A 23,389-nucleotide genomic window follows, 5' to 3' on the forward strand; every position below is an offset into this window, starting at 1 on the left:
GGGGCGGGCCGGGAGGGACCACCTCCCGGCCCGCCCCGCACCCGGTCCGCCGGCGCAATCCGGATCCGCTACGGTCACCGGCATGATCTGGGACGACCTCGACGCGCATCTGGACACGCTGCCGGGCACCATGTCGGCGTACCTGGGCCGGCTCGACGCCGCCCCCACCTGGACCCGCCATCCCGACGCCACCCACTACGCGGCCAGCACCATGAAAGTGGCCGTGCTGCTGGCCCTGCACCGGGCCGCCGAGGCCGGCACCCTCGACCTGGCCGCCCTCGTCGACGTGCGCAACGAGTTCGACTCCGCCCAGCCCGGCACGCCCCGCTTCTCCTGCGACCGGCACGACGACAGCGACGGGGCCGTCTGGGAGCGGGAGGGCCACAGCGCGTCCCTGCGCTGGCTCGCCGAGCGGATGATCGTGCGCTCCAGCAACCTGGCCACCAACATCTGCATCGGCCACGTCGGGCTGCCCGCCGTGGCCGACGCCTGGGCGCTCGCCGGCGCCCGGCACAGCGTCACCGGGCGCGGCATCGAGGACTTCGCCGCCCGGGAGGCCGGAATCACCAACCTGGTCACCGCCACCGACCTGGCGGCCCTGCTCGGCGGGCTGGCCGTCGGGGCGGTCCGGCCCGGGCCGCTCGCCTCCCCCGCCGGCTGCGCCACCATGCTCGACGTCCTGTTCGCCCAGGAGTTGCGCGAGGACCTCGCCGCCGGGTTGCCCGAGGGGGTCCGCATCGCCCACAAGAACGGCTGGATACCCGGCGTACGGCACAGCGCCGGAGTCATCTACCCGCCCGACGCCCCGCCGTACGTGCTGGTCGTCTGCACCACCACCGACCTCGCCAACGGGGGCCCCACCGGCAACGAGACCTCCGACGACGCCTGCCTGGTCCTCGCCGACATCTCCGCCCGGGCCTGGGCCGCCCGCCACGACCTGCGCCCCGCCGGCTAGTCCCACCCCGGCGGACGCCGGCACGGCACGGCCGGCACCAGCGCGGTGCCGGCCGTGGGGCAGCGCGGCGTCCCACGGCCGCGCCCACCCCGCCCCCGGCCGACGACGGCACGCCCGCAGCAGGCCCGCGGGATGGCGTTCCGATCCGTCGCCGCGCCGGAGCCGGCCTCAGTCCAGCAGGTTGTCCCGCAGCGCCGCCAGGTGCGCGTCGGTCAGCCCCAACCCGTCGCGCAGGTACCGGTCGAACGAGCCGTGCGCCCGCCGGACCTCGTCGTACGCGGCGTCCAGGTACTCACCGCGCACCTCCATCAGCGGCCGGATCGCCGCCTCCGCCAGCTCCGGCTGCCGGGCCCGCATCGCGGCGAGGATGACCTCCTTGAGGCTCTCCGTCTGCGCGTTGGTCCGCAGGTAGTCCGCCCGGATCGCCGCCTCGTCCACCCCCAGCGCGGTGAGCAGGACCACCGACAGCCAGCCCGTACGGTCCTTGCCGGCCGAGCAGTGGAACAGCAGCGGCAGGTTCCCCGCGTCGGCGGCCAGCCGGGCCGCCTCGCCGAAGCCCGCCCGGGCCGCCTCCCCCGTGACGAACCACCGGTAGATCCCCGCCATCGCCGCCGGGCTGCCCTGCATGGCCAGCTTCGCCTCCGCGCCCAGGTCGTGCCCGAGCAGCACCTCCGACACCGCCGTGAAGACCGGGTGGGCCTCGTCGTACACCGGCAGCCGCACCACCCGGGGCTCGCCGGCCAGCCGGTTCGGCGGGGCCGCCGCGATCTCCGAGTCGTCGCGCAGGTCCACCACGCAGGCCGGGGCGATCCTCCCCAGCGCCGACAGGTCGTCGTCGGTCAACCGGCCCAGCGCCGGCGTCCGGATCAACCGGCCCGTCCGCACCCGCCGCCCGTCCTCGCCCACCATGCCGCCGAGGTCACGCGCGTTCGGCGCGCCAACCAACTCCCAGTCCTGCCCCGTCATCCGGCCTCCCCTGTCGTCGTGCACTGCCTATAGGGTGCCGCACATGACGATCACCGCGGTACGCACCCACCGGCTCTCCGCGCCCCTGCACACCCCGTTCGTGACGGCGCTGCGCCGCACCACCACGGTGGACACCCTGATCGTGGAGCTGGTCGACGACGACGGGCGGTCCGGGTTCGGCGAGGCGCCGCAGGTGTGGCAGGTGACCGGGGCGTCGCTGGCCGGCGCCGAGGCGTGCGTCCGGGAGATGCTCGCACCGGGCCTGGTCGGGCGGGACGCCGACGACCTGGTGGCCCGCTGCGCCGAGGTGCAGCGGGCGGTGGCCGGCAACGAGGCCGCCAAGGCCGCGGTGGACACCGCGCTGCACGACCTGGCCGCGCGCCGGCTCGGCGTACCCCTGGTGCGGTTGCTCGGCGGCACGGCCCTGCGGGTGCCGACGGACGTCACCCTGGCCGCCGGCGACGCCACCGACCTGGCCGCTGCCGCGCGGCAGCGGCGGGCCGACGGGTTCGCCGTGCTGAAACTGAAGGTGGGCACCGACGCGGCGGGCGACCTGGAACGGGTCCGCGCGGTCCGCGCCGCCGTCGGCCCGGACGTGCAGATCCGGCTGGACGCCAACCAGGGCTGGACGCCCCGCGAGGCGGTCCGGGTGATCTGCGGCATCGAGGACGCGGGGCTGGACGTGGAGCTGGTGGAGCAGCCGGTGGCCCGCTGGGACCTCGACGGGCTGGCCTGGGTCAGCGACCGGGTCGGCGTGCCGATCCTGGCCGACGAGTCGGTGTTCGGCGTGCGCGACCTGGTCGAGGTCATCCGGCGGCGGGCAGCCGACATGGTCAACGTCAAGCTCGCCAAGTGTGGCGGCCTGCACGCCGCCCGGACCCTGCTCGACTTGGCCGCCGCGCACGGCGTCGGCACCATCGTCGGCTCGATGATGGAGAGCCAGGTCGGCGTGGGGGCCGCGGCCAGCCTGGTCGCCGCGTACCGGACCACCGCTGTCTCCGACCTCGACGCCGCCTGGTGGCTGGCCTCGTCGCCGGTGCGGGGCGGCATCCGGTACGACGGGGCGACGGTGCTGCTGCCGGACGCCCCCGGCCTCGGCATCACCTCCGTGTCGGTAGCAAATATGCAGCTGCCCGGTTGATGCTCGGCGCTTTCTTTCATATGGTCACGGCAGATGACACCGGAGCTGGGAGTGGACGTGGAACTGCAACCGGGCCGTGAGGCCGTCGTCCGAGTCGCGGTCGCGACCCTGTGGACCAGCCCCGAGAAAGTACGCCCCGTCGACCGTCCCGCCCTCGACCCGCAAGCAGACGTCGCCGCCTGGATCTCCGGCATGGACGCCGAGCAGCAGGTGGGTGACTGCGTCCTAAGCCAGTTGCTGTTCGGGGAACGGGTGCTGGTCACCGCGCTGGGCCCCGACGGCTGGGCGCACGTGGTGGCCGTCGAGCAGCCGTCGGCGACCCACGACCCGCGCGGCTACCCGGGCTGGCTGCCGGCCGCCCAACTCGCTCCCCTCGCATCCGACGACCCGCAGGGATCGGACGCCCCCTGGGTCGTCGACGCGACCGCCACCGCACTGCGTGCCGCCCCGGACGGGGAACCGGTCGTCGCCGGCGTCGTCCTCGGCACCCGGTTGGTCCCGGCGGGCCCGCCGGCCGACGGCTGGCGCCCCGTGCACGCCCCCGGGCACGACCGGCCGCTCTGGCTGCCCGACGGCGACCTCGTGCCCCTGCCCACCGAGCCGCCGCCCGCCCGGGACGTGCTGGCCGTCGCCGCCCGGCTGCGCGACGTGGTCTACGTCTGGGGCGGGTTGTCGACGTACGGGATCGACTGCTCCGGCCTGGTGCACCTGGCCTGGCGGCGGTTCGGCGTGGCGCTGCCCCGCGACGCCGCCGATCAGGCCGAGGCGACCACCCCGCTGCCGCTGGGCACCGAGCGCCCCGGTGACCTGTACTTCTTCGCCAAGCCCGGCCGACGGATCCACCACATCGGCTTCGTCAGCGCCGAGCCGGACGCCGCGGCGAACCGGCGCCTCCTGCACGCCTGCTACCAGCAGCGGGGCGTGGTCGAGGAGGCGATGCCGGCCAGCCGGACCGCCACCCTGGTCGGCGTACACCGGGTCTGACCCGTCGCCAACGAGGGGCGCTCCCACAGCGGGAGCGCCCCTCGTTGGCGTCGGGTGGGTCGTCAGCCCCGGGCGGCGGTCAGCTCTCGCCGCCGGTCCCGGGCCGACTTGATCAGGCTGGCCACGGTCGCCACCAGCAGGGTGCCGAGAATGACCAGAAGGGAGAGCCAGATCGGGATGTGCGGGGCCCAGCCCACCGGCTCCCCACCGTTGACGAACGGCAGGTGGTTGTCGGCCAACGCCTCCAGGACCAGCTTCACGCCGATGAAGCTGAGCACCACGGACAACCCGACGCTCAGGTAGATCAACCGGTCCAGCAGCCCGCCCAGCAGGAAGTAGAGCTGACGCAGCCCCATCAGCGCGAACACGTTCGCGGTGAAGACCAGGTACGGCTCCTGGGTGATGCCGAAGATCGCCGGGATGGAGTCCAGCGCGAAGATCAGGTCGGTGGTGCCGATCGCGATCATGACGACCAGCATCGGGGTGAACAGCCGGCGGCCACCCTCGTGCGTGGTCAACTTCGCGCCGTCGTAGTCCCGGGAGATCGGCAGCGCCCGCCGGCTCCACCGGATCAGCAGGTTCTCGGAGAAGTCGTCCTCGTTCGGCTCACCCTGCCGGAAGAAGTTGATCGCCGTGTAGATGAGGAACGCGCCGAACAGGTAGAAGACCCAGGAGAACTGCGAGATCAGCGCCGCACCGGCGGCGATGAACCCGCCGCGCATGACCAGCGCCAGCACGATGCCGATGAGCAGCACCTTCTGCTGGTACGGCCGAGGCACCCCGAAGCGGGCCATGATGATCACGAAGACGAAGAGGTTGTCCACCGAGAGGCTGTACTCGGTGAGCCAGCCGGTGTAGAACTCGCCGGCCACGCCGGCGCCTGCGGTTAGCCAGAGCCCCGCGCCGAAGAGCAGGGCCAGCCCGACGTAGAAGCCGACCCAGAGACTCGACTCGCGGACGCTCGGCTCGTGCGGCCGACGACCGATGATCAGCAGGTCGACGACCAGAACCGCTGTCAGTGCGACGAGGGTTCCCGCCCACACCAATCCGGACACGTTCAATCCAATCCTCCGGCAGACACGCGGCGTCGGGCACACCGTACGCCGCGTGTGGGCGGGCAGGTTGCGGCAACGCGGACACTGGTGACTGTCGGAGGTCTCTTCCGCCACCGGCCCACACGTGGACCGGTGACCGACGGAGCCGGGTCGGGCCATCGGGGGCGATGGTCGACCGTGCTGACGACTCCGTCACGGGGGAATACTCCCCTCCTTCGCCGCCATTCTTCACCATCGGGGCCTCCGGCCGCATCTCCGGGCCCGCACATCGACGGTCCCACCACGGCCGGCGTGACAGAAGTCTCCACCCGCAGAGCTTCCTAGGAGGCCACCCCGAAACCGGGACGCCCCCGGTCGGCAGCAGCCCGTCAGGGCCGGGCTGACCGACAAGCTCGCCGCTAATACACGGAAAGAGTGGCCTCGAACCGCCGCGAGGCCACTCTTTCCGTGTATTAGCACGATCGTGCGGGGCGGGGGGCGGGACAGGGCCCCACGTGGTTCGTCCCGGTCGGGGACATGGCAGGCTCAGGGGCATGGTGCTTGAGGTCGCGCTCATCGATGTGGTCCCCGGACACGAGGACACGTTCGCCGCCGCGTACGCGCAGGGTCACGAGATCCTCGCGACGACGCCCGGCTGCCGCTCGGTGCGGATGACCCGCGGTGTCGAGTCGCCGTCGCGATTCGTGCTGCTGGTCGAGTGGGACTCCGTCGAGGCGCACGAGGCGAACTTCCGGGGCACCGAGCGGTTCATCCGGTGGCGGGAGCTGATCGGCCCCCACTTCGCCGGGCCTCCGCTGGTCGAGCACTTCGTCGACGTACCTGCCTGAGCTGCCCCGGCACCGCGGCTACGCCCGCCGGACACGCCGGCCCGGTACGTCCCGCCGCAGCGGTCGGCCGCCGATGTCGTACCCCCCGCCTACCGTGCGTCTGACGCGCCGGCCACCGGTGCCGACGGGCTCGGGGCCGCCGGGCCCGGTGGCGGCGCGGCGACAGTCCGGGCTCAGTCCTGCGGCGGGCGGGGCCGGGGCACCGACGCTACCTCCCCCGGCAGCATCCGGAAGGCCAACGGGTGGCCGCCCGGACCGGTCGGCGACGGCAGCGCCGGATCGTCGGCCAGCCGGCCCAGCAGCGCCGTCGTCTCGGCGGCCGGGAGTGCGGCGTCGAGCATCCGGTCGACCACCGTGTCGTACCAGGCGAGGTCGGCGGCGGAGACCAGCCGGACATCGGTGGTCAACGCCTCGATCATCACGGTGCGGGGATCGGCCGGGTCGGGGAAGGAGTACCGGGCGAACGGGGTCAACGGGTGGACACCACCGGTCGTGACGCCGGACGGCACCACCCTGATCATCACGTTCGGCTTGCGGGACAGTAGGGCCAGGTGGCGGAGTTGCTCGCGCCAGACCCCTTCCGGCAACCCACCCGGGCCGCAGGCGGTGAACTCCAGCAGCGCCGTGTAGTGCGGCGGCTCGGCCCGGTGCAGCACCTCCTGCCGGACCAGCCGGGCCCGCACGTCGGCCTCCACGTCGATGTCGGGGTGCAGCAGCCGGGCGACCCCGAGACGCAGCCGGGCGTACGCCGGGGTCTGCAACAGGCCCGGCACGACGGCAGGCTGGTACTCCACCACGGTCGCCGCCCCGGCCTCCAGCTCGGCGTACGCGCGCTGACGCTCGCCCATCCCGCCGAGGGTCTTCCACCAGCCGCGACCGGTGGCCGCGTCCCGGGCGATGACGATCAGCGCGTCGCGGTCCTCGGCGTCGACTCGGTAGACGTCGAGCAGGTCGAGCACGTCGGCGAGATCGGGTCGGCTCTGGCCCAGCTCGATGCGGGACAGCTTGGAGGTCGACGCCCAGCCCAGCCGCTCGCAGACCTGCTCAAGGGTGAACTCCTCCCGCCTGCGTAGCTGGCGCAGCTCGGCACCAAGTCGCGCGCGTCGAATCACCGGACTCGTTGGCAACGGCATCCCCGCCTCCCAGGACGGAGAGTACGCAGATCGATCACACGCTGCAATACCTTGCTCGCCGTCCGCAACGGGTGCGGGTGGCACCGTCGCCGCCACCCGCACCCTGTGGGCGCGTCAGGGATGGTAGGGAGCGCGGGACACGCCGGGTCGGCCACCGTGAGCCTGGCCCGGGGGCCGTTCCCCGGTCACTTCACGCCGGCCGCGTCCATCCCCCGCAACTCCTTCTTGAGCTCGGAGACCTCGTCGCGGATGCGGGCGGCCAGCTCGAACTGCAGCTCCCGGGCGGCGGCCAGCATCTGGTCGTTGAGCTCCTGGATGAGCTGGGCCAGGTCGGCCCGGGCCATCCCCTCGCGGGACGGGCCCGCCGCGCCGATCCGGCTGCGGCTGCGGGTCTCCTTGACCGGCGCCTTGCCCCGGGACAGCTGCCGCGCCGCCCCGCCGATCCGGGACTCGGTGTCCTCCGCCTCCCGGTAGATGTCGTCGAGGATGTCGTGGATCTTCTTACGCAGCGGCTCGGGGCTGATGCCGTGTGCCTCGTTGTGGGCAATCTGCTTGTCCCGGCGCCGGTTGGTCTCCTCGATCGCCATCGCCATCGACGGGGTGATCTTGTCCGCGTACATGTGCACCTGGCCGGAGACGTTCCGGGCGGCCCGGCCGATGGTCTGGATCAACGACCGGGCGCTGCGCAGGAAGCCCTCCTTGTCGGCGTCGAGGATCGCCACGAGGGACACCTCGGGCAGGTCGAGGCCCTCGCGGAGCAGATTGATGCCGACCAGCACGTCGTAGTCGCCCTTGCGCAGCTCGCTCAGCAGCTCCACCCGGCGCAGGGTGTCCACCTCGGAGTGCAGGTAACGCACCCGGATGCCGTTCTCCAACAGGTAGTCGGACAGGTCCTCGGCCATCTTCTTGGTCAGCGTGGTGACCAGGATCCGCTCGTCCCGCTCGGTGCGCAGCTTGATCTCGTGCATGAGGTCGTCGATCTGCCCCCGGGTGGGCTTCACCACCACCTCGGGGTCGATCAGGCCGGTCGGTCGGATCACCTGCTCGACGAACTCGCCCTGGGCCCGCTCCAGCTCCCACGGGCCGGGTGTGGCGGAGAGGAAGACCATCTGGCCGACCCGCTCCAGGAACTCGTCGAAGCGCAACGGCCGGTTGTCGCCGGCGCTGGGCAGCCGGAAGCCGTGGTCGATGAGCATCCGCTTGCGGGAGGCGTCGCCCTCGTACATGCCGCCGATCTGGGGGATCGTCACGTGCGACTCGTCGACGACGGTGAGGAAGTCGTCCGGGAAGTAGTCGAGCAGGCAGTGCGGCGGGCTGCCGGGCTGCCGGCCGTCGATGTGCATGGAGTAGTTCTCGATGCCGGAGCAGAAGCCGACCTGACGCATCATCTCCAGGTCGTAGGTGGTGCGCATTCGCAGGCGCTGCGCCTCCAACAGCTTGCCCTGCCGCTCCAGCTCCGCGAGCCGCTCGGCCAGCTCTGACTCGATGTCGCGGGTGGCCCGCTCCATCCGCTCCGGCCCGGCGGTGTAGTGCGTGGCCGGGAAGATCATCAGACCGTCGACCTCGCGGACCACGTCACCGGTCAGCGGGTTGAGGTAGTAGAGCTTCTCCACCTCGTCGCCGAACAGCTCGATCCGGACGGCCAGGTCCTCGTACGCCGGGATGATCTCCAGCGTGTCGCCGCGCACCCGGAACGTGCCCCGCTGGAAGGACATGTCGTTGCGGGTGTACTGGATGTCGACGAGGCGGCGCAGCAGTTGGTCGCGGTCGAGCTCCTGCCCGACGGCGACCCGGACGGCCCGGTCGAGGTATTCCTCCGGGGTGCCCAGGCCGTAGATCGCCGAGACCGTGGCCACCACGACCACGTCGCGGCGGGTGAGCAGCGACATGGTCGTCGAGTGCCGCAACCGCTCGACCTCCTCGTTGATCGAGGAGTCCTTCTCGATGTAGGTGTCGGTCTGCGGGATGTAGGCCTCGGGCTGGTAGTAGTCGTAGTAGGAGACGAAGTATTCCACCGCGTTGTTCGGCAGCAGCTCGCCGAACTCCTTCGCCAACTGGGCGCAGAGCGTCTTGTTGGGGGCGAGCACCAGGGTGGGGCGCTGCAGCCGCTCGACGAGCCAGGCCGTCGTGGCGCTCTTTCCCGTGCCGGTGGCACCGAGCAGGACCGTGTTGCGATCGCCGCGCCGCACCCGACGTTCCAGATCGTCGATGGCTGCCGGCTGGTCACCGGCCGGCTGGAAATCGCTGACCACCTGGAAGCGGCCGTCTAGCCGGGGAATGTCGAGCGCCATGACCCCAACGGTACGCCGGAGGTCCGACACAACGCGGCGACCACCGTCAGTCAGTGACTGGCTTCAATATTCGCATTGTGTGGCACATCTCACCGCGCTAGGGTATGGGCCGTAGGCCGCTCGCGGCGGCCGTCCGGGCCGGCGGCCTGGCCTCACGGCCGGCACGCCCCCGGCACAGGGGTCGCAGCACCCGGGCAACACCGGCGTGCGCACCCGAGGTGGTCGCGCGACGCGCAGACCGGCCGCCGCGAGCGCCCCCACAAAGGGGGCGATTCGTGCGTCACCTGTCCCACGCGCGCGAAGTTCATCCTGCCGTGGACAACTCCCCCGACCCGACGCCCCGACCCGACCGGGCCCCTCGCCCTTCGGCGACCGACGGCGCAAGCGACCGGAGGCCCCGCGGACCGGACGCCCCAGCCAGGCCCGACCGGCGCGACGGCCGGCGTCGGCGTACCACCGTGGTCGCCCTCGGGGTGATCGCGGTCGCCTCCGCCGCCGGTCTGGCCGCCGGTCTGCTGACCTGGGCGCCGCCAGCTGCGGAGCCGGCCCGGCCGCTGACCCCCGCCGAGGCGGAACGGCTCGCCGCCGTCCGGGTCACCAACCACCGGGACGTCCGGTCCGGCCTGCGGATCACGATCGGCACCGCCGCCGCCCGCACCGACGTGGTTGGCTGGGTGGACTGGTCCCGGCCGCTGGCCTACGTGGACGTCGGCGGTCCGGGGGCCGGGCCGAGCCGGGGCCTGGTCCAGGCCACCCCCGGGCTGCTGATGGCCCGGCCCGACCCCACGGCGGTCCCGGCCCCGGCATCCCCGCCGCTGGTGCCCCCGGTCGACGGGTGGCGGGTAGCCGACGGGTCCACCGCCCGCCCCCTGCGCCCCACCCTCGACCTGCTCTTCGCGCTCGCCGCGCCCCGAACCGAGCCGGCCGGGACGATCCCTGCCGGCACCGCCCGGTGGCTGGCCCGCGCCGAGGCCGGCAGGCAGCCGGTGGACGTCCTCCAGGCCCCGCTGCCCGACGACGCCGGCCGGCGAGGACCGCAGGACACCCCGGAAGCCGGCCGGCCTGCCACGTCGACCCCAGGCACCCCCTCCAGCGCGGGCCGGCCCACGGGCTGGCCCGGCCCGGCGGTGAGCCTGCCGGCCGCAGCCGCCAGGCCCGCCGGCGCCGCGCTCCTCGACGGGGCCGCGCGCTGGTGGGTCGATCGGGACGCCCGGTTGCACCGGATGGAGGGACGGCTGCCCGGCGGCGTGCCGGTGACGGTGGACCTGCAACGGGCCAACCGGCCGGTGCTGTGGCCGGTGGCGGCGCTGGGCGGCCGGGCGGGGCTGCCCCGAGCGCTCACCGGCCCGGAGGAGGAGCGGTTCGCGCAGGCGGCGGCCCGGATGCGCGCCGAGGGTGGCGCGACCGCGACCCTCACCGCACCCGTCGCCCCCGGCGTCACCCTGCGCGGCACGGGCTGGATCAGCTGGACCGAGCGGGCCGCGTACCTGTCGGTCGGCGCCCGCGACGCACCCTCCGGGCGGACCCTGCGCCGCTACGACGCCACCGGGGTCTGGTCGGCGTCGGACGCCGGGAGCGCGGTCGCCGCGCCGCCACTGCCACCCCCGCGCACCGGACACACCTGGGGACGGGACGGGCCCGGCTCCGACGACGTCGACGTGCTGCTGGCCGCCGCGCTGCGGGTCGGCTCGGCGACCGGGCCGCCCCGGCCAGCCACCCGGATCCGTGGGGACCGCGTCGCCGACCGGACCGTCGACGTCATCGAGGTGGACGCCCGGCACGGCCGGCTGCGCTACTGGATCGACCGGGCCGGCCTGCTCCGCCGGCTGGAGCTGCGTACCCGGCTCGGCACGTACGCCCAGCTCGACCTCGTGCCGGGGCGGGTGCCGGCGCTGCCGTCGCCCGTTCCGTCCGCCGGCAGGCCGGGGCGCTGACGCCCGCACCGCCGCACCGCCGCACCGCACCGGCCGAGCCGCCCCGCGGTGTGGGACAGGTACGACGGGTCAGGGCCGCCAGCCGGTCTGCGCCGCCCACTCCTCGGCCCGGTGGTGCTCCTCGTCGAACCACGGGTCCTTGGCGGTGGTGTACGTGACGCTGTCCGGCGCACTGGCCGCCAGTTCCCGCTTGAGCGCCAGGTACGCCGCCCGCTGGTTCGGATCCGCGCGCAGGTGGTCCCGCATCAGCAGGGCGTAGCGCCAGCCCGGCGAGCCCTCCGGCCGCAGGTGCAGGTTCACCGGGCGGCCGGGGTCGGCGCTGCCGTGCAGACGCTTCTCCCACCGGTCGCTGCCCGCCGGCCGGGGGTCGTCCCACCACTCCCCGGGTACCCGGGGAAAACCTGCGGCTGCGAGGCGATCCGCCAGCGGACCGTCCGCCTCGGCCAGGCTCGGCACCGTGAGCTGGACGTCGATGACGTCCTTGGCCTCCAGGCCGGGCACGGCGGTCGACCCGATGTGGTCGATCCGCAGGTCGGCGGGGGCGATCGCGTGCCGGATCCGGGCCGCCAGCCGGCCGTACTGCTGGGGCCAGGTGGGGTCGGGCCCGGTCAGCCTCACCCGCTCCGGGCGCACCGCGCGCCGGTCACGCACGTTCGCCTCGTACGGCAGCAGCCGGTCCCGCCACAGCCGGTCCACCGCGGCGTGCAACTCGTCGAGGGTGCCATCGTTGGGCAGCACCACGTCGGCCGCCGCCCGGCGACGGGCATCGTCGGCCTGTGCGGCGATCCGCCGCTCGGCGTCGGCCCGGTCCATGCCCCGGTCGCGCGCGAGCCGGGCCAGTCGGGTCGAGACCTCCGCCTGCACGACGACGACCAGATGGTACGTCGGAGCGAGCCCGACCTCGACCAGCAGCGGCACGTCGTTGACGACGACCGCGTCCGGGGCCGCCGCCGCGACGAGTTCGGCGCTCCGGGCCCGGACCCGGGGATGCGTGATCGCCTCCAGCCGGCGGCGGGCCGACTCGTCGGCGAAGACGACCGCGCCCAGCGCGGCCCGGTCCAGTGCGCCGTCGGGGCCGAGCACCCGGTCGGAGAAGGCGGCGACGATCTCCGCCAGCCCTTCGCTGCCCGGGGCGACCACCTCCCGGGCGATCCGGTCGGAGTCGATCAACACCGCGCCGAGCGCGGCCAGCCGCGCCGCGACAGCACTCTTGCCGGACGCGATTCCGCCGGTCAGTCCCATCATCAACACCGGACCAGTCAACCGGATCCCGTGCCCCGAGCCAAACCGGCCCGACGGTCGGTCCCGACGCCGCGGCCGGGACCGGCACCCCGCGCGGCCGGGGACACGGCGAGGGCCCCGCCCCCGGCGACCCGGTGAAACCGGATCGCGGGGACGGGGCCCGTCGTCGTCAGCGGGTCACTTGCCGCCGGCGAGCTTCTCCCGCAGAGCGGCGAGCGCCTCGTCGGTGGCCAGGGTGCCTGCCGGCTCCTCGGCCTGCCGGCTCGGGGCCGAACTGGTCGAGGTGGTGGTGCCACCAGTGGACACGGCCGGAGCCGGGTTGGCAGCGGCCTCGGCGTCGGCCGCCCGGGAGGTCTGCACCTGCTTGGTGTGGGCCTCCCAGCGGGTACGAGCCTCGGCGTACTGGTTCTCCCAGGTCTCGCGCTGCTTGTCGTACCCCTCGAGCCACTCGCCCGTCTCGGGGTCGAAGCCGTCCGGGTAGATGTAGTTGCCCTCGGTGTCGTACGTCGCGGCCATGCCGTAGAGGGTGGGGTCGAAGTGCTCCTCGCCCTCGACGAAGCCCTCGTTGGCCTGCTTGAGCGACAGCGAGATCCGGCGGCGCTCCAGGTCGATGTCGATGACCTTGACCATGACCTCGGAACCGACCTGGACGACCTGCTCCGGGATCTCCACGTGGCGCTCGGCCAGCTCGGAGATGTGGACCAGGCCCTCGATGCCGTCGTCCACCCGGACGAAGGCGCCGAACGGGACCAGCTTGGTGACCTTACCCGGCACGATCTGCTGGATCGCGTGGGTGCGGGCGAACTGACGCCACGGGTCTTCCTGGGTCGCCTTCAGCGACAGCGAGACGCGTTCGCGGTCCAGGTCGACGTCCAGGACCTCGACCTCGACCTCCTGGCCCACCTCGACGACCTCGGACGGGTGGTCGATGTGCTTCCAGGACAGCTCGGAGACGTGCACCAGGCCGTCCACGCCGCCAAGGTCGACGAACGCGCCGAAGTTGACGATCGAGGACACGACGCCCTTGCGGACCTGGCCCTTCTGCAGCTTGTTGAGGAACTCGGTGCGCACCTCGGACTGCGTCTGCTCCAGCCAGGCCCGGCGGGAGAGGACCACGTTGTTGCGGTTCTTGTCCAGCTCGATGATCTTGGCTTCGAGCTCACGGCCGACGTACGGCTGCAGGTCGCGCACCCGCCGCATCTCGACCAGGGACGCGGGCAGGAAGCCGCGGAGCCCGATGTCGAGGATGAGACCACCCTTGACGACCTCGATGACCGAGCCGCGGACGACACCGTCCTCGTCCTTGATCTTCTCGATCGTGCCCCAGGCCCGCTCGTACTGCGCCCGCTTCTTGGAGAGGATCAGACGACCCTCCTTGTCCTCCTTCTGGAGGACCAGGGCCTCGATGTGGTCACCGACCGAAACGACCTCGGCCGGGTCCACGTCGTGCTTGATCGACAACTCACGAGAGGGGATGACACCCTCGGTCTTGTAGCCGATGTCGAGCAGGACCTCGTCCCGATCGACCTTGACGACGGTGCCTTCGACAATGTCGCCGTCGTTGAAGTACTTGATGGTCTCGTCGATCGCGGCGAGGAAAGCCTCCTCGGAACCGAGATCGTCGTGGGTGACCCGGGTGGCGCTCGAGGGGGCCTCGATGCTGCTCGTCATGTGGGCGGTTGCTCCGGTCGGATGGGTTTTGGGTTGTCACAGCAGGCTGGTGTCGCGGTGACCTGTTCGCGCCAACGGATCCGTCGCCGGGCACACCGAACGATCGCTGAATGAGATCCTGATGTGGCTCCGTCGACCGCGCACCTGCTCCCTGCCGAGGCACACGATCCGCGAGCGCATCATCCAGCCTACCGTGTGCATTACCACAGCGTGCAAGCCCCGGGGATAAGTGATCCAGCCCGCTTTCGCGATGCGCCGTCTCTTACGTCCCGACCGGCGATGCTTTGCCCCATCCGGGGGGGGGCGCCGCGCCGCGAAGCACCGCGCCGGGCGACGCCCTGGCGGCGCGGAACCGGGGAGCCGGCCGGGTGGCCCCATAGACTGCCGCGATGACCGACGACCGGGCGGGTGCCGTGACCCACGCCGACCACGCCGACCCGCCGGGCGTGCTGCGGCGCCCGGTCACCGACGCGGAGAGCCGCCGGGCGAACCGTGGCTGGTGGGACGGCGACGCCGACGACTACCAGGCCGAGCACGGCGCGTTCCTCGGCGACGTGGAGTTCGTCTGGTGCCCCGAGGGGCTGCTGGAGGCCGAGGCCCGGCTGCTCGGCGACGTCGCCGGGCGGCGGGTGCTGGAGGTGGGCGCCGGGGCGGCGGCCGCCGCCCGCTGGCTGGCCACGGCGGGGGCGAGACCGGTCGCGCTGGACCTGTCCATCGGCATGCTGCGGCACGCCGCGGCGGCCGCCGACCGCACGGGTGTACGGGTGCCACTGGTGCAGGCCGACGCGCTCGCGTTGCCCTTCGCGGACGCGGCGTTCGACACCGCGTGCACGGCGTTCGGGGCGATCCCGTTCGTGGCCGACTCGGCGGCGGTGATGCGCGAGGTGTTCCGGGTGCTGCGGCCCGGCGGCCGGTGGGTGTTCTCGGTGACCCACCCGATGCGCTGGGTCTTCCTCGACGACCCGGGCCAGGGCGGCCTGACGGCCGTGCACTCGTACTTCGACCGCTCCCCGTACGTGGAGCAGGACGAGTCGGGCGCGGCCACGTACGTCGAGCAGCACCGCACCCTCGGCGACCGGGTCCGTGAGCTGGTCGACGCCGGGTTCCGGCTGGTCGACCTGGTGGAGCCGGAGTGGCCGGAGGGACACGAGGGGATCTGGGGGCAGTGGAGCCCGCTGCGCGGCCGGCTCTTCCCCGGCACCGCCATCTTCGTCGCGGAGAAGCCCACCGACTGAGCGGTGTCGCACAGCGGGTGCGACGTCCCGGGCGAGGACCGGGGTTACGCTGACCGGGTGAGCGCCGAGCCGATCGCGACACCACCTGGCCCCTGGTGTCCGGACCCGATCCGGCAGCAGCGTGCCGACTACACGCTGGAAGACCTGCCCAACCTGCCGGACGACGCCCCGCGCGTCGAACTCGTCGACGGAGTCATCCAGGTGACACCCTCCCCCACCCTGGGCCATCAGGACACCGCCAGCCTGCTCTGGCTGTGGCTGCGGTCCCACGCGCCCGAACACCTCCGCGCCACGCAGGCCGTCGGGGTGGCGCTCAACGCGAACACCAGCCGACAGCCGGACGTGCTGCTGCGCCGCGCCGAGGTGCGGCCCGACCGTTCCCTGCTCCTGGCGGAGGACGTCGTCCTCGCGGTGGAGGTGGTGTCCCCCGGCACCCGGCGGGTCGACCGCTTCGCCAAGCCGGGCGAGTACGCCGCCGCCGGCATCCCGTTCTACTGGCGCATCGAGCAGGACCCGGTGCACGTGTACGCGTACCGGCTCAGCGGCCAGCTCAGTCTGAGCGGTGAGCGGCAGTACGAGCTGGTCGCCGACAGCGCGGAGCTGATCGAGCTGGCCGAGCCGTTCGAGATCAAGCTGCCGGTCGCCGAGCTCGCCGCGTAGCCGCCGCCCGTTTGGCCGGGGGCGCCCCGGGTAGCCAGCCTCATGGCCGAGAAGAAGTTCCGCAGGGGTGACCACGTCTCCTGGGCCAGCCACAGCGGTCGGGCCCACGGCACGGTGCGGGAGGAACTGACCGAACGGACACACGTACGCGGGCACGCCGTGAACGCGTCGCAGGACGAGCCGCAGTACCGCATCCGCGTCGACGACTCGGGACGGGACGTCGCCCACCGGCCGGAGGTGCTGCGCCGTGAGCAGGGCTGAGCGGGGACGCGACACGTACCGGGAGTTCGCCGAGGCGGTGAACATGAAGCCGGGCGAGCTGTCGACGTGGCTGGAGACCGACGAGTCGAAGCGGGTCGGCTGGCACAAGGGCGGCCGGGCGGGCGGCGGCGAGTCGGTCGGGCACGAGTCCGGCCGGAAGATCGTCAATCTGCTGCGGCGCGGACGGGCCGGGCTCTCCGAGGCCGACCACCAGCACATGCGCAAGGTCGTCGGCTACGTCCGCCGGCATATGGCGCAGCGGCCGTCCGGGAACGTGCGCGACACGAAGTGGCGGTGGTCGCTGATGAACTGGGGCCACGACCCGCTCAAGTGAGCGGGCCGCGGCCCCGGTGCGCGTCGCCGGGCCGGTGACCTGGTCGTCGAGCGGGCGGCCGGAGCCCGGCAACGGGCCGGCACGGCGACCGGGCGGCACGGCGACCGGGCGGAGCGTCAGTGGTCGGCGCTGTTCCAGTCGCGGCCCTCGCCGACGGAGACCTCCAGCGGGACCGACAGCGGGTACGCCCCGCCCATCTCCTTGCGGACCAGCGCCTCCAGGGACTCCCGCTCGCCCGGGGCCACCTCGAAGACCAACTCGTCGTGCACCTGGAGCAGCACCCGCGACCGCAGTTCGGCGGCGCGCAGCGCCGCGTCGACGTGCAGCATGGCGACCTTGATGATGTCCGCCGCCGAGCCCTGGATCGGGGCGTTCAACGCCATCCGCTCGGCCATCTCCCGGCGCTGCCGGTTGTCGCTGACCAGGTCGGGAAGGTATCGCCGGCGGCCCAGGACGGTGGAGGTGTAGCCGTCGTGCCGCGCTCGGGCGACGACCTCGTTGAGGTAGTCACGGACCCCGCCGAAGCCGGCAAAGTAGTTCTCCATCAGCCCGCGCGCCTCCTCGGCGGTGATCCCGAGCTGCTGGGACAGGCCGAACGCGCTCAGCCCGTACGCCAGGCCGTAGTTCATCGCCTTGATCTTGCGGCGCTGGTCGGCCGTGACCGCCTCCACCGGCACCCCGAACACCGACGACGCGGTGGCGGCGTGGAAGTCCCGACCGGAGTTGAACGCCTCGATCAGCGCTTCGTCCGACGACAGGTGCGCCATGATCCGCATCTCGATCTGGCTGTAGTCGGCGGTGAGCAGGCAGTCGTACCCCTGCCCCACCACGAAGGCCCGGCGGATCCGCCGGCCCTCCTCGGTGCGGATCGGGATGTTCTGCAGGTTGGGGTCGGTGGAGGAGAGCCGGCCGGTGGCCGCCACCGTCTGCTTGAACGTGGTGTGGATGCGGCCGTCGTCGGAGACCGACTTGAGCAGGCCGTCGACGGTCGACTTGAGCTTGGCCACGTCCCGGTGGCGCAGCAGGTGTTCCAGCACCGGCAGGGGGTTCTGCGCGTAGAGCCACTGGAGGGCGTCGGCGTCGGTGGTGTAGCCGGTCTTGATCTTCTTGGTCTTGGGCAGCTCCAGCTCGCCGAAGAGCAACTCCTGGAGCTGCTTCGGCGAGCCGAGGTTGAACTCCCGCCCCACCGCGGCGTACGCGCCCTGGGCGGCGGCCTTGACCTCGCCCGCGAAGTGCGCCTCCAACTCCTGGAGGTAGTCCAGGTCTGCGGCGATGCCGACCTGCTGGATCGTGGCGAGCACCTCCGACAGCGGCAGCTCGACCCCCGCCATCAGCCGGGCGGACTGCTCGCCGTCGCGGGACAGCTCGGCGTCGATCGCGTCGGCCAGGTCGAGGGTGGCCCGGGCCTGGAGCATCAGGTTCTGCTCGGCCTCGCCGTCGTCGCCGAGGCCGTCGAGGGTGAGCTGACCGGTCTCCGGGGCGTCGACCCGCAGCTCCCGGTGCAGGTAGCGCAGCGCCAGGTCGGTCAGGTCGTAGGAGCGCTGGTCGGGGCGGGCCAGGTAGGCGGCCAGCTCGGTGTCGCGGGCCACGCCCGCCAGGGCCCAGCCGCGGGCGGCGAACGCCAGCCGGGCGTGCTTGCTGTCGTGCACCACCTTGGGCCGCTGCGGGTCGGCCAGCCAGCCGGCCAGGGCCCGCTCGTCGGCCTCGACCAGCTCCGCCGGGTCGAACCAGGCCGCCGGGCCGGAAGCCAGCGCGAGGGCCACGCCGTCGAGCTGCGGCTCGTACCGCTCCCGGGGGGTCGTCGGCTTCGTCGGCGTCTTCACCGCCACGCCGACCTGGACGCCGGCCGGGGCGTGCGCGTCGAGCCAGCCGGCCAGCGCGCCGGGCTCGGTCAGCTTCTCGCCGGTCAGGTCGAACCCGGCCTCCGCCTCCGGCTCCACGGCCTCCAGGTACTGGTAGAGCCGGTCGCGCAGAATGCGGAACTCCAGGGTGTCGAAGACCTGGTGCACCGCCTCCCGGTCCCAGCCGGCCCAGCGGGCGTCCTCGGGACGGACCGGCAGCTCCAGGTCGGAGACCAGCCGGTTGAGCTCGTAGTTGCGGATCACGTCGGCGAGCCGCTCGCGCAGGCTGTCGCCGGCCTTGCCCTTGATCTCGTCGGCCCGCGCGATGACCCCGTCGACCCCGCCGTACAGGTTGATCCACTTGGCGGCGGTCTTCGGCCCCACCCCGGGCACACCCGGCAGGTTGTCGCTGGTCTCGCCGACCAGGGCGGCCAGGTCGCGGTAGCGCTGCGGGCCGACGCCGTACTTCGCCTCGATCGCGGCGGCGTCCATCCGGGCCAGGTCGGAGACGCCCTTGCGCGGGTAGAGCACCGTGATGTTGTCGTCGATGAGCTGGAAGGCGTCCCGGTCGCCGCTGGAGATCAGCACCGTCATGCCCTGGTCGCGGGCCTGGCAGGCGAGGGTGGCGATGACGTCGTCGGCCTCGTAGCCCTCCATCTCCACCACCGGGATCTGGAGCGCCTCCAGCACCTCCTTGACCAGGCTGACCTGGCCCTTGAAGTCCGCCGGGGTCTCGCTGCGGCCCGCCTTGTACTCCGCGTACTTCTCGGTGCGGAAGGAGCGGCGGGACACGTCGAAGGCAACGACGATGTGGGTCGGCTGCTCGTCGCGCAGCACGTTGATCAGCATCGAGGTGAAGCCGTAGACGGCGTTTGTCGGCTGCCCGGTCGTGGTCGAGAAGTTCTCCACCGGCAGGGCGAAGAATGCCCGGTATGCCAAGGAATGTCCGTCGACGAGGAGCAGGCGCGGCGTCGTAGCTGTCACGCAGGCGACTCTAGTCCGTACGCCCGACATCGCCGCTCGGTGGCACGGCCGGCGGAGGCGGGAATCGCCCCGGCGGCCGGTCGCCCCGACGTCGGGGACGCAGACGTCGGCGGCCGGTCGCCCCCGGGTGGGGACGGCCGGCCGCCGACGGTACGACCTCAGGCCACGCCGAGGTACGCCTCCTTGACCGCCGGGTCGTGCAGCAGGTCCTGGCCGGTGCCCTCCTTGACGATCCGGCCGGTCTCCAGCACGTACCCCCGGTGGGCGCGGGACAGCGCCTGCTGGGCGTTCTGCTCCACCAGCAGGATCGTGGTGCCCTGCTCGTTGATCCGGGTGATGATTTCGAAGATCTGCTGGATCAGCTTCGGCGCCAGGCCCATCGACGGCTCGTCGAGCAGCAGCAGCCGCGGCCGGGCCATCAGCGCCCGACCCACGGCGAGCATCTGCTGCTCACCGCCGGAGAGGGTGCCGCCGGCCTGCTTGCGCCGCTCCGCCAGCCGGGGGAACAGGTCCAGCACCATCGCCATGTCCTTGGCGATCTCCGCTTTGTCCCGGCGGGTGTACGCCCCCATCTCCAGGTTCTCCATCACCGTCATGCCGGGGAACACGCCCCGGCCCTCGGGCGCCTGCCCGATCCCGCGGGTCACCCGCAGGTCGGCCCGCATCCGGGTGACGTCCGTGCCGTCGAAGACGATCGAGCCCTGGGCCACCGGGCGCAGCCCGGAGATCGCCCGCATGGTGGTGGTCTTGCCCGCGCCGTTGGCGCCGATGAGCGCGACCACCTCGCCCTCGTTGACCACCAGGCTGATCCCGTGCAGCGCCTGGATGCGCCCGTACAGCAGGGTCAGGTCCTTGATCTCAAGCAGCATCGGTCGGCACCCCCAGGTACGCGGCGATCACCTTCGGGTCGTCCCGGACCTCGGCCGGCAGCCCCTCGGCGATCTTCTTGCCGAACTCCAACACGACGATCCGGTCGGTCACGCCCATCACCAGCCGCATGTCGTGCTCGATCAACAGCACGGTCGTGCCCTGGTCGCGGATCAACCGGATCAGGCCGAGCAGTTCCTCCTTCTCCGCCGGGGTGAAGCCGGCGGCCGGCTCGTCCAGGCAGAGCAGGGCGGGGTCCGTCGCGAGAGCCCGGGCGATCTCCAGCCGGCGCTGCTCGCCGTACGACAGGTTGCGGGACAGGTCGTTCGCGCGCCGCTCGATGCCGACGAACCGCAGCAGCTCGTACGCCTTCTCCCGGCCCTCCCGCTCCTCCCGCCAGTGCCGCGGCAGGCGCAGCATGGCCGAGATGACGCTGGTCTTGTGGTGGACGTCCGCGCCCACCATCACGTTCTCCAGCGCCGTCATCTCGGGGAACAGCCGGATGTTCTGGAACGTCCGGGCGATGCCGGCCTTGGTGATCCACGACCGCCGCTTGCCGTTGGTGCGCTGCCCCTTGAACCGGATCTCGCCCTCGGTGGGCCGGTAGACGCCGGTCATCGCGTTGAAGCAGGTCGTCTTGCCGGCGCCGTTCGGGCCGATCAGGCCGAGGATCTCCCCCTTGTAGAGGGTGAAGTTGACCTTGTCGAGGGCAACCACGCCGCCGAAGCGCAGCGTGACGTCGTCGACCTCCAGCAGCGGCTCCCGACCCGCGGTGTCCCGCGCCGCCGGGGCGGTGGCCGTGGGCCCGTCGGGGCCCTTCTCCGGCGGAACGCCGACCGTGCTGCGGCCGTCGGCGGTGACGTCGCGGTCGCTGCTGGCGTCGCGCTCACTCTTCATCTGCGGGTCACTCACTGGACACCTTCTCCTGCGGAACCGCCTCCTGGCGCCGGTCGGCGAACTCCGCCGCCCGCCGCCGGTTGGGCACGATACCCTGCGGACGGAAGATCATCATCACGATGACGACCAGGCCGAAGATCAGGATCCGGTACTCCGCCGCGTCGAACTCCACCCCCAGCAGTTCGCCGACGCCACGCAGCCACTCCGGCAGGTACCAGGTGATCGCGCCGCCGACGATGGCGCCCTTGATGTTGCCGACACCGCCCAGGATGACCGCCGCGAGCACCAGGATGGAGCTCTCCAGCACGAACTGGTCCGAGTTGATGAACGTCTGCTTGCCGGCGAAGACCGCACCGGTCAGGCCGGCCACCGCCGCCCCGATCGCGAACGCCCAGAGCTTGTACTTGAACGTCGGCACGCCCATGACCTCGGCGGCGTCCTCGTCCTCGCGGGTGGCGACCCAGGCCCGGCCGACCCGGCTGTTGGCCAGGTTCCGGACCAGCACGATCACCAGGAGGATCAACGTCAGCAGGAGCCAGTAGTACGGCCGGGCGTCCACCACCCCGAACAGCGGCTTGCCGTCCGATCCGGAGCCCGGCGGGTGCGGGATTCCCGGGATGCCCCGCTGACCCTGGGCGATACCCTCGCTGCGGGCGGCGTAGAGCCGGATCATCTCGGCGAAGCCGAGGGTCACGATGGCCAGATAGTCGCCGCGCAGCCGCAGCGTCGGGCCACCGAGGATGACGCCGGAGATCATCGCGACCATGACCGCGATCGGCACCGCCGCCAGCCACGGCCACTCCGTCCCCAGCCGGCTCTCCGGCGAGGTCAGCAACGCGACCGTGTACGCGCCGAGCGCGTAGAAGCCGAAATAGCCCAGGTCGAGCAGGCCGGCGAAGCCGACCACCACGTTGAGCCCCACGGCCAGCAGGACGAAGACCGCGGTGTCGAACAGCACGCCCGCGAAGTCCGACCGGGTGGTGTAGAGGGCGAAGTACTCGCTGCCGATCGGGAAGCCCAGGTACTCGTAGAACCACTTGTTGGGCAGGATGTAGAGCAGGACGATCAGCGCCGCTAGGGCGGCCCAGCGGACCTGCTTGGGCATGGCGGCCCAGCGGGCCTTGAAGCCGGCGGGCCGACCCTTGTCCACGGTGGCGGTCATGCGCGCGCCCTCCCGAGAGATTCGCCGAGCAGGCCGGTGGGCCGGAACATCAGCAGCACGATCAGCAGCACGAAGCCGGTGAAGTCCTTCCACTCCCCGCCGAACAGGCCGGCGGCGTAGTTCTCCACCACGCCGAGCAGCAGGCCGCCGAGCAGCGCGCCGCGCAGGTTGCCGATGCCGCCGAGCACCGCCGCCGCGAACGCCTTCAGCCCGATCAGGAATCCCACGTTGAACTTCGTGAATTCGTAGCGAACGTTCCACAGCAGCGCCGCGACGCCGGCCATCAGGCCGCCGAGCACGAACACCAGCAGGATCACCCGGTTCTTGTTGACGCCCATCAGGGCGGCGGTGTCCGGGTCCTGGGCCACCGCCCGGATGCCGCGGCCGAGCCGGCTGCGGTTCACGAACTGGTCCAGGCCGACCATCATCACCAGCGTCACGCCGAGGATCAGCAGCTGGATGTTGGTGACGGCCGCGCCGAAGACGGTGAACAGCGTCTCGGAGGGGAGCAGCGTCGGCATGCCGAACGGCGCCCGGGAGGTGCCGATCCCGAAGGACTCGGCGAGCACGAACGAAGCGCCGATCGCGGTGATGAGGAAGGCCAGCGGCGGCGCGTTGCGCCGCCGCAGCGGCCGGTAGGCGACCAGCTCCACGGTCACCGCCGTCGCCGCGGAGGCGACCCCCGCCACGATCAGGCCGGCCGCCAGCGCGAGGATCAGCGGGCCGAGGGCCGGCGCGGCGGAGTTCTGGTCGTAGCCGAGGGCCTCCCAGGTCCAGAAGGCGGTGAAGGTACCGACCATGAAGACCTCGGAGTGGGCAAAGTTGATCAGGCGGAGAACGCCGTAGACCAGGGTGTAGCCGAGGGCGACGAGGGCGTAGATCGCGCCCTGTTCCAGCCCGGTGATGGTCAGGGCCGGGAAATTCCCGAGCAACTCATCGAAGTTCAAGT

At 72.4% G+C, this 23,389-nt stretch carries 19 protein-coding genes and 1 pseudogene; 9 read left to right on the forward strand and 11 right to left on the reverse strand.

Features of this window, described 5'->3' with window-relative positions:
- Positions 1-82 precede the first annotated feature (82 nt).
- Complete coding sequence (locus tag GVV04_RS22320; protein ID WP_161690060.1) at positions 83-955, forward strand: serine hydrolase; 873 nt, start codon at positions 83-85, stop codon at positions 953-955.
- Positions 956-1,123: 168 nt separating this feature from the next.
- On the opposite strand, the gene GVV04_RS22325 is transcribed toward GVV04_RS22320, so the two are convergent.
- Positions 1,124-1,921 carry a tyrosine-protein phosphatase gene (locus tag GVV04_RS22325; RefSeq protein WP_161690061.1) on the reverse strand — a complete coding sequence of 266 codons (798 nt, stop codon included), beginning with the start codon at positions 1,919-1,921 and terminating at the stop codon, positions 1,124-1,126.
- A 43-nt stretch (positions 1,922-1,964) separates the two neighbouring features.
- On the opposite strand from GVV04_RS22325, the gene GVV04_RS22330 reads away from it, so the two are divergent.
- Together GVV04_RS22330 and GVV04_RS22335 are read left to right on the forward strand one after the other, a co-directional pair.
- Positions 1,965-3,062, forward strand: coding sequence for a mandelate racemase/muconate lactonizing enzyme family protein (locus tag GVV04_RS22330; RefSeq protein ID WP_161690062.1), 1,098 nt, complete (start codon positions 1,965-1,967; stop codon positions 3,060-3,062).
- A gap of 33 nt (positions 3,063-3,095) precedes the next feature.
- Positions 3,096-4,046, forward strand: coding sequence for a C40 family peptidase (locus GVV04_RS22335; RefSeq protein WP_201753942.1), 951 nt, complete (start codon positions 3,096-3,098; stop codon positions 4,044-4,046).
- Positions 4,047-4,108: 62 nt separating this feature from the next.
- On the opposite strand, the gene GVV04_RS22340 is transcribed toward GVV04_RS22335, so the two are convergent.
- On the reverse strand, positions 4,109-5,107 hold the full coding sequence (locus tag GVV04_RS22340; RefSeq protein WP_161690063.1) for a TerC family protein: 999 nt from the start codon (positions 5,105-5,107) through the stop codon (positions 4,109-4,111).
- A gap of 527 nt (positions 5,108-5,634) precedes the next feature.
- Here GVV04_RS22340 and GVV04_RS22345 point away from each other — a divergent pair.
- Complete coding sequence (locus tag GVV04_RS22345) at positions 5,635-5,928, forward strand: antibiotic biosynthesis monooxygenase family protein (RefSeq protein ID WP_161690064.1); 294 nt, start codon at positions 5,635-5,637, stop codon at positions 5,926-5,928.
- A 173-nt stretch (positions 5,929-6,101) separates the two neighbouring features.
- On the opposite strand, the gene GVV04_RS22350 is transcribed toward GVV04_RS22345, so the two are convergent.
- Entirely contained in the window at positions 6,102-7,061 is a 960-nt protein-coding gene (locus tag GVV04_RS22350) for a helix-turn-helix domain-containing protein (protein WP_161690065.1), read from the reverse strand.
- Between the two features lie 185 nt (positions 7,062-7,246).
- A complete protein-coding gene (gene uvrB / locus GVV04_RS22355; protein ID WP_161690066.1) occupies positions 7,247-9,352 on the reverse strand; it encodes an excinuclease ABC subunit UvrB in 2,106 nt (701 codons plus the stop codon).
- 458 nt (positions 9,353-9,810) lie between these two features.
- Between uvrB and GVV04_RS22360 the strand changes: the two genes are divergently transcribed.
- Entirely contained in the window at positions 9,811-11,286 is a 1,476-nt protein-coding gene (locus GVV04_RS22360) for a hypothetical protein (RefSeq protein ID WP_161690067.1), read from the forward strand.
- Positions 11,287-11,355: 69 nt separating this feature from the next.
- Here GVV04_RS22360 and coaE read toward each other — a convergent pair whose 3' ends face one another.
- Together coaE and rpsA are read right to left on the reverse strand one after the other, a co-directional pair.
- The gene (coaE, locus tag GVV04_RS22365; protein ID WP_161690068.1) at positions 11,356-12,537 is read right to left on the reverse strand and encodes a dephospho-CoA kinase; all 1,182 of its coding nucleotides are present in this window, start codon (positions 12,535-12,537) and stop codon (positions 11,356-11,358) included.
- Between the two features lie 168 nt (positions 12,538-12,705).
- Positions 12,706-14,199 carry a 30S ribosomal protein S1 gene (gene rpsA, locus GVV04_RS22370; protein ID WP_161690069.1) on the reverse strand — a complete coding sequence of 498 codons (1,494 nt, stop codon included), beginning with the start codon at positions 14,197-14,199 and terminating at the stop codon, positions 12,706-12,708.
- A 389-nt stretch (positions 14,200-14,588) separates the two neighbouring features.
- Here rpsA and GVV04_RS22375 point away from each other — a divergent pair, with 389 nt between their 5' ends.
- The 4 genes and pseudogenes from GVV04_RS22375 to GVV04_RS22390 form a co-directional block, all read left to right on the forward strand.
- Complete coding sequence (locus GVV04_RS22375) at positions 14,589-15,434, forward strand: class I SAM-dependent methyltransferase (RefSeq protein ID WP_161690070.1); 846 nt, start codon at positions 14,589-14,591, stop codon at positions 15,432-15,434.
- A 57-nt stretch (positions 15,435-15,491) separates the two neighbouring features.
- A complete protein-coding gene (locus GVV04_RS22380; protein WP_328822517.1) occupies positions 15,492-16,094 on the forward strand; it encodes a Uma2 family endonuclease in 603 nt (200 codons plus the stop codon).
- Between the two features lie 42 nt (positions 16,095-16,136).
- Positions 16,137-16,355, forward strand: a complete 219-nt coding sequence (locus GVV04_RS22385) for a hypervirulence associated TUDOR domain-containing protein (protein ID WP_161690071.1) — start codon at positions 16,137-16,139, stop codon at positions 16,353-16,355.
- Positions 16,342-16,686 (forward strand): annotated as a pseudogene (locus GVV04_RS22390) (DUF3140 domain-containing protein); the annotation flags it as partial. The gene GVV04_RS22385 and the pseudogene GVV04_RS22390, both read left to right, overlap by 14 nt.
- 119 nt (positions 16,687-16,805) lie before the next feature.
- Here GVV04_RS22390 and polA read toward each other — a convergent pair.
- From polA to GVV04_RS22415, 5 genes are all read right to left on the reverse strand, one after another.
- Positions 16,806-19,514 (reverse strand): DNA polymerase I, encoded by a 2,709-nt coding sequence (gene polA, locus GVV04_RS22395; protein WP_161690073.1) that lies wholly within the window; start codon positions 19,512-19,514, stop codon positions 16,806-16,808.
- Positions 19,515-19,672: 158 nt separating this feature from the next.
- On the reverse strand, positions 19,673-20,383 hold the full coding sequence (locus GVV04_RS22400; protein WP_161690074.1) for an ABC transporter ATP-binding protein: 711 nt from the start codon (positions 20,381-20,383) through the stop codon (positions 19,673-19,675).
- The gene (locus GVV04_RS22405; RefSeq protein WP_235966738.1) at positions 20,373-21,278 is read right to left on the reverse strand and encodes an ABC transporter ATP-binding protein; all 906 of its coding nucleotides are present in this window, start codon (positions 21,276-21,278) and stop codon (positions 20,373-20,375) included. Before GVV04_RS22405 ends, GVV04_RS22400 begins: the two co-directional genes overlap by 11 nt.
- A 7-nt stretch (positions 21,279-21,285) precedes the next feature.
- A complete protein-coding gene (locus GVV04_RS22410; RefSeq protein WP_161690075.1) occupies positions 21,286-22,440 on the reverse strand; it encodes a branched-chain amino acid ABC transporter permease in 1,155 nt (384 codons plus the stop codon).
- Positions 22,437-23,387 carry a branched-chain amino acid ABC transporter permease gene (locus GVV04_RS22415; RefSeq protein WP_161690076.1) on the reverse strand — a complete coding sequence of 317 codons (951 nt, stop codon included), beginning with the start codon at positions 23,385-23,387 and terminating at the stop codon, positions 22,437-22,439. Before GVV04_RS22415 ends, GVV04_RS22410 begins: the two co-directional genes overlap by 4 nt.
- Positions 23,388-23,389 lie beyond the last annotated feature (2 nt).

Source organism: Micromonospora rubida (assembly GCF_009908295.1).
GTDB lineage: Bacteria > Actinomycetota > Actinomycetes > Mycobacteriales > Micromonosporaceae > Micromonospora > Micromonospora rubida.

What these genes read in the sequence shown, in the direction of transcription:
- GVV04_RS22320 (WP_161690060.1), top strand. Translation starts at nt 83, where the DNA reads ATGATCTGGGACGACCTCGACGCGCATCTGGACACGCTGCCGGGCACC.
- GVV04_RS22325 (WP_161690061.1), bottom strand. Translation starts at nt 1,921, where the DNA reads ATGACGGGGCAGGACTGGGAGTTGGTTGGCGCGCCGAACGCGCGTGAC.
- GVV04_RS22330 (WP_161690062.1), top strand. Translation starts at nt 1,965, where the DNA reads ATGACGATCACCGCGGTACGCACCCACCGGCTCTCCGCGCCCCTGCAC.
- GVV04_RS22335 (WP_201753942.1), top strand. Translation starts at nt 3,096, where the DNA reads ATGACACCGGAGCTGGGAGTGGACGTGGAACTGCAACCGGGCCGTGAG.
- GVV04_RS22345 (WP_161690064.1), top strand. Translation starts at nt 5,635, where the DNA reads ATGGTGCTTGAGGTCGCGCTCATCGATGTGGTCCCCGGACACGAGGAC.
- GVV04_RS22350 (WP_161690065.1), bottom strand. Translation starts at nt 7,061, where the DNA reads ATGCCGTTGCCAACGAGTCCGGTGATTCGACGCGCGCGACTTGGTGCC.
- uvrB (WP_161690066.1), bottom strand. Translation starts at nt 9,352, where the DNA reads ATGGCGCTCGACATTCCCCGGCTAGACGGCCGCTTCCAGGTGGTCAGC.
- rpsA (WP_161690069.1), bottom strand. Translation starts at nt 14,199, where the DNA reads ATGACGAGCAGCATCGAGGCCCCCTCGAGCGCCACCCGGGTCACCCAC.
- GVV04_RS22375 (WP_161690070.1), top strand. Translation starts at nt 14,589, where the DNA reads ATGACCGACGACCGGGCGGGTGCCGTGACCCACGCCGACCACGCCGAC.
- GVV04_RS22385 (WP_161690071.1), top strand. Translation starts at nt 16,137, where the DNA reads ATGGCCGAGAAGAAGTTCCGCAGGGGTGACCACGTCTCCTGGGCCAGC.
- GVV04_RS22400 (WP_161690074.1), bottom strand. Translation starts at nt 20,383, where the DNA reads ATGCTGCTTGAGATCAAGGACCTGACCCTGCTGTACGGGCGCATCCAG.
- GVV04_RS22405 (WP_235966738.1), bottom strand. Translation starts at nt 21,278, where the DNA reads ATGAAGAGTGAGCGCGACGCCAGCAGCGACCGCGACGTCACCGCCGAC.
- GVV04_RS22410 (WP_161690075.1), bottom strand. Translation starts at nt 22,440, where the DNA reads ATGACCGCCACCGTGGACAAGGGTCGGCCCGCCGGCTTCAAGGCCCGC.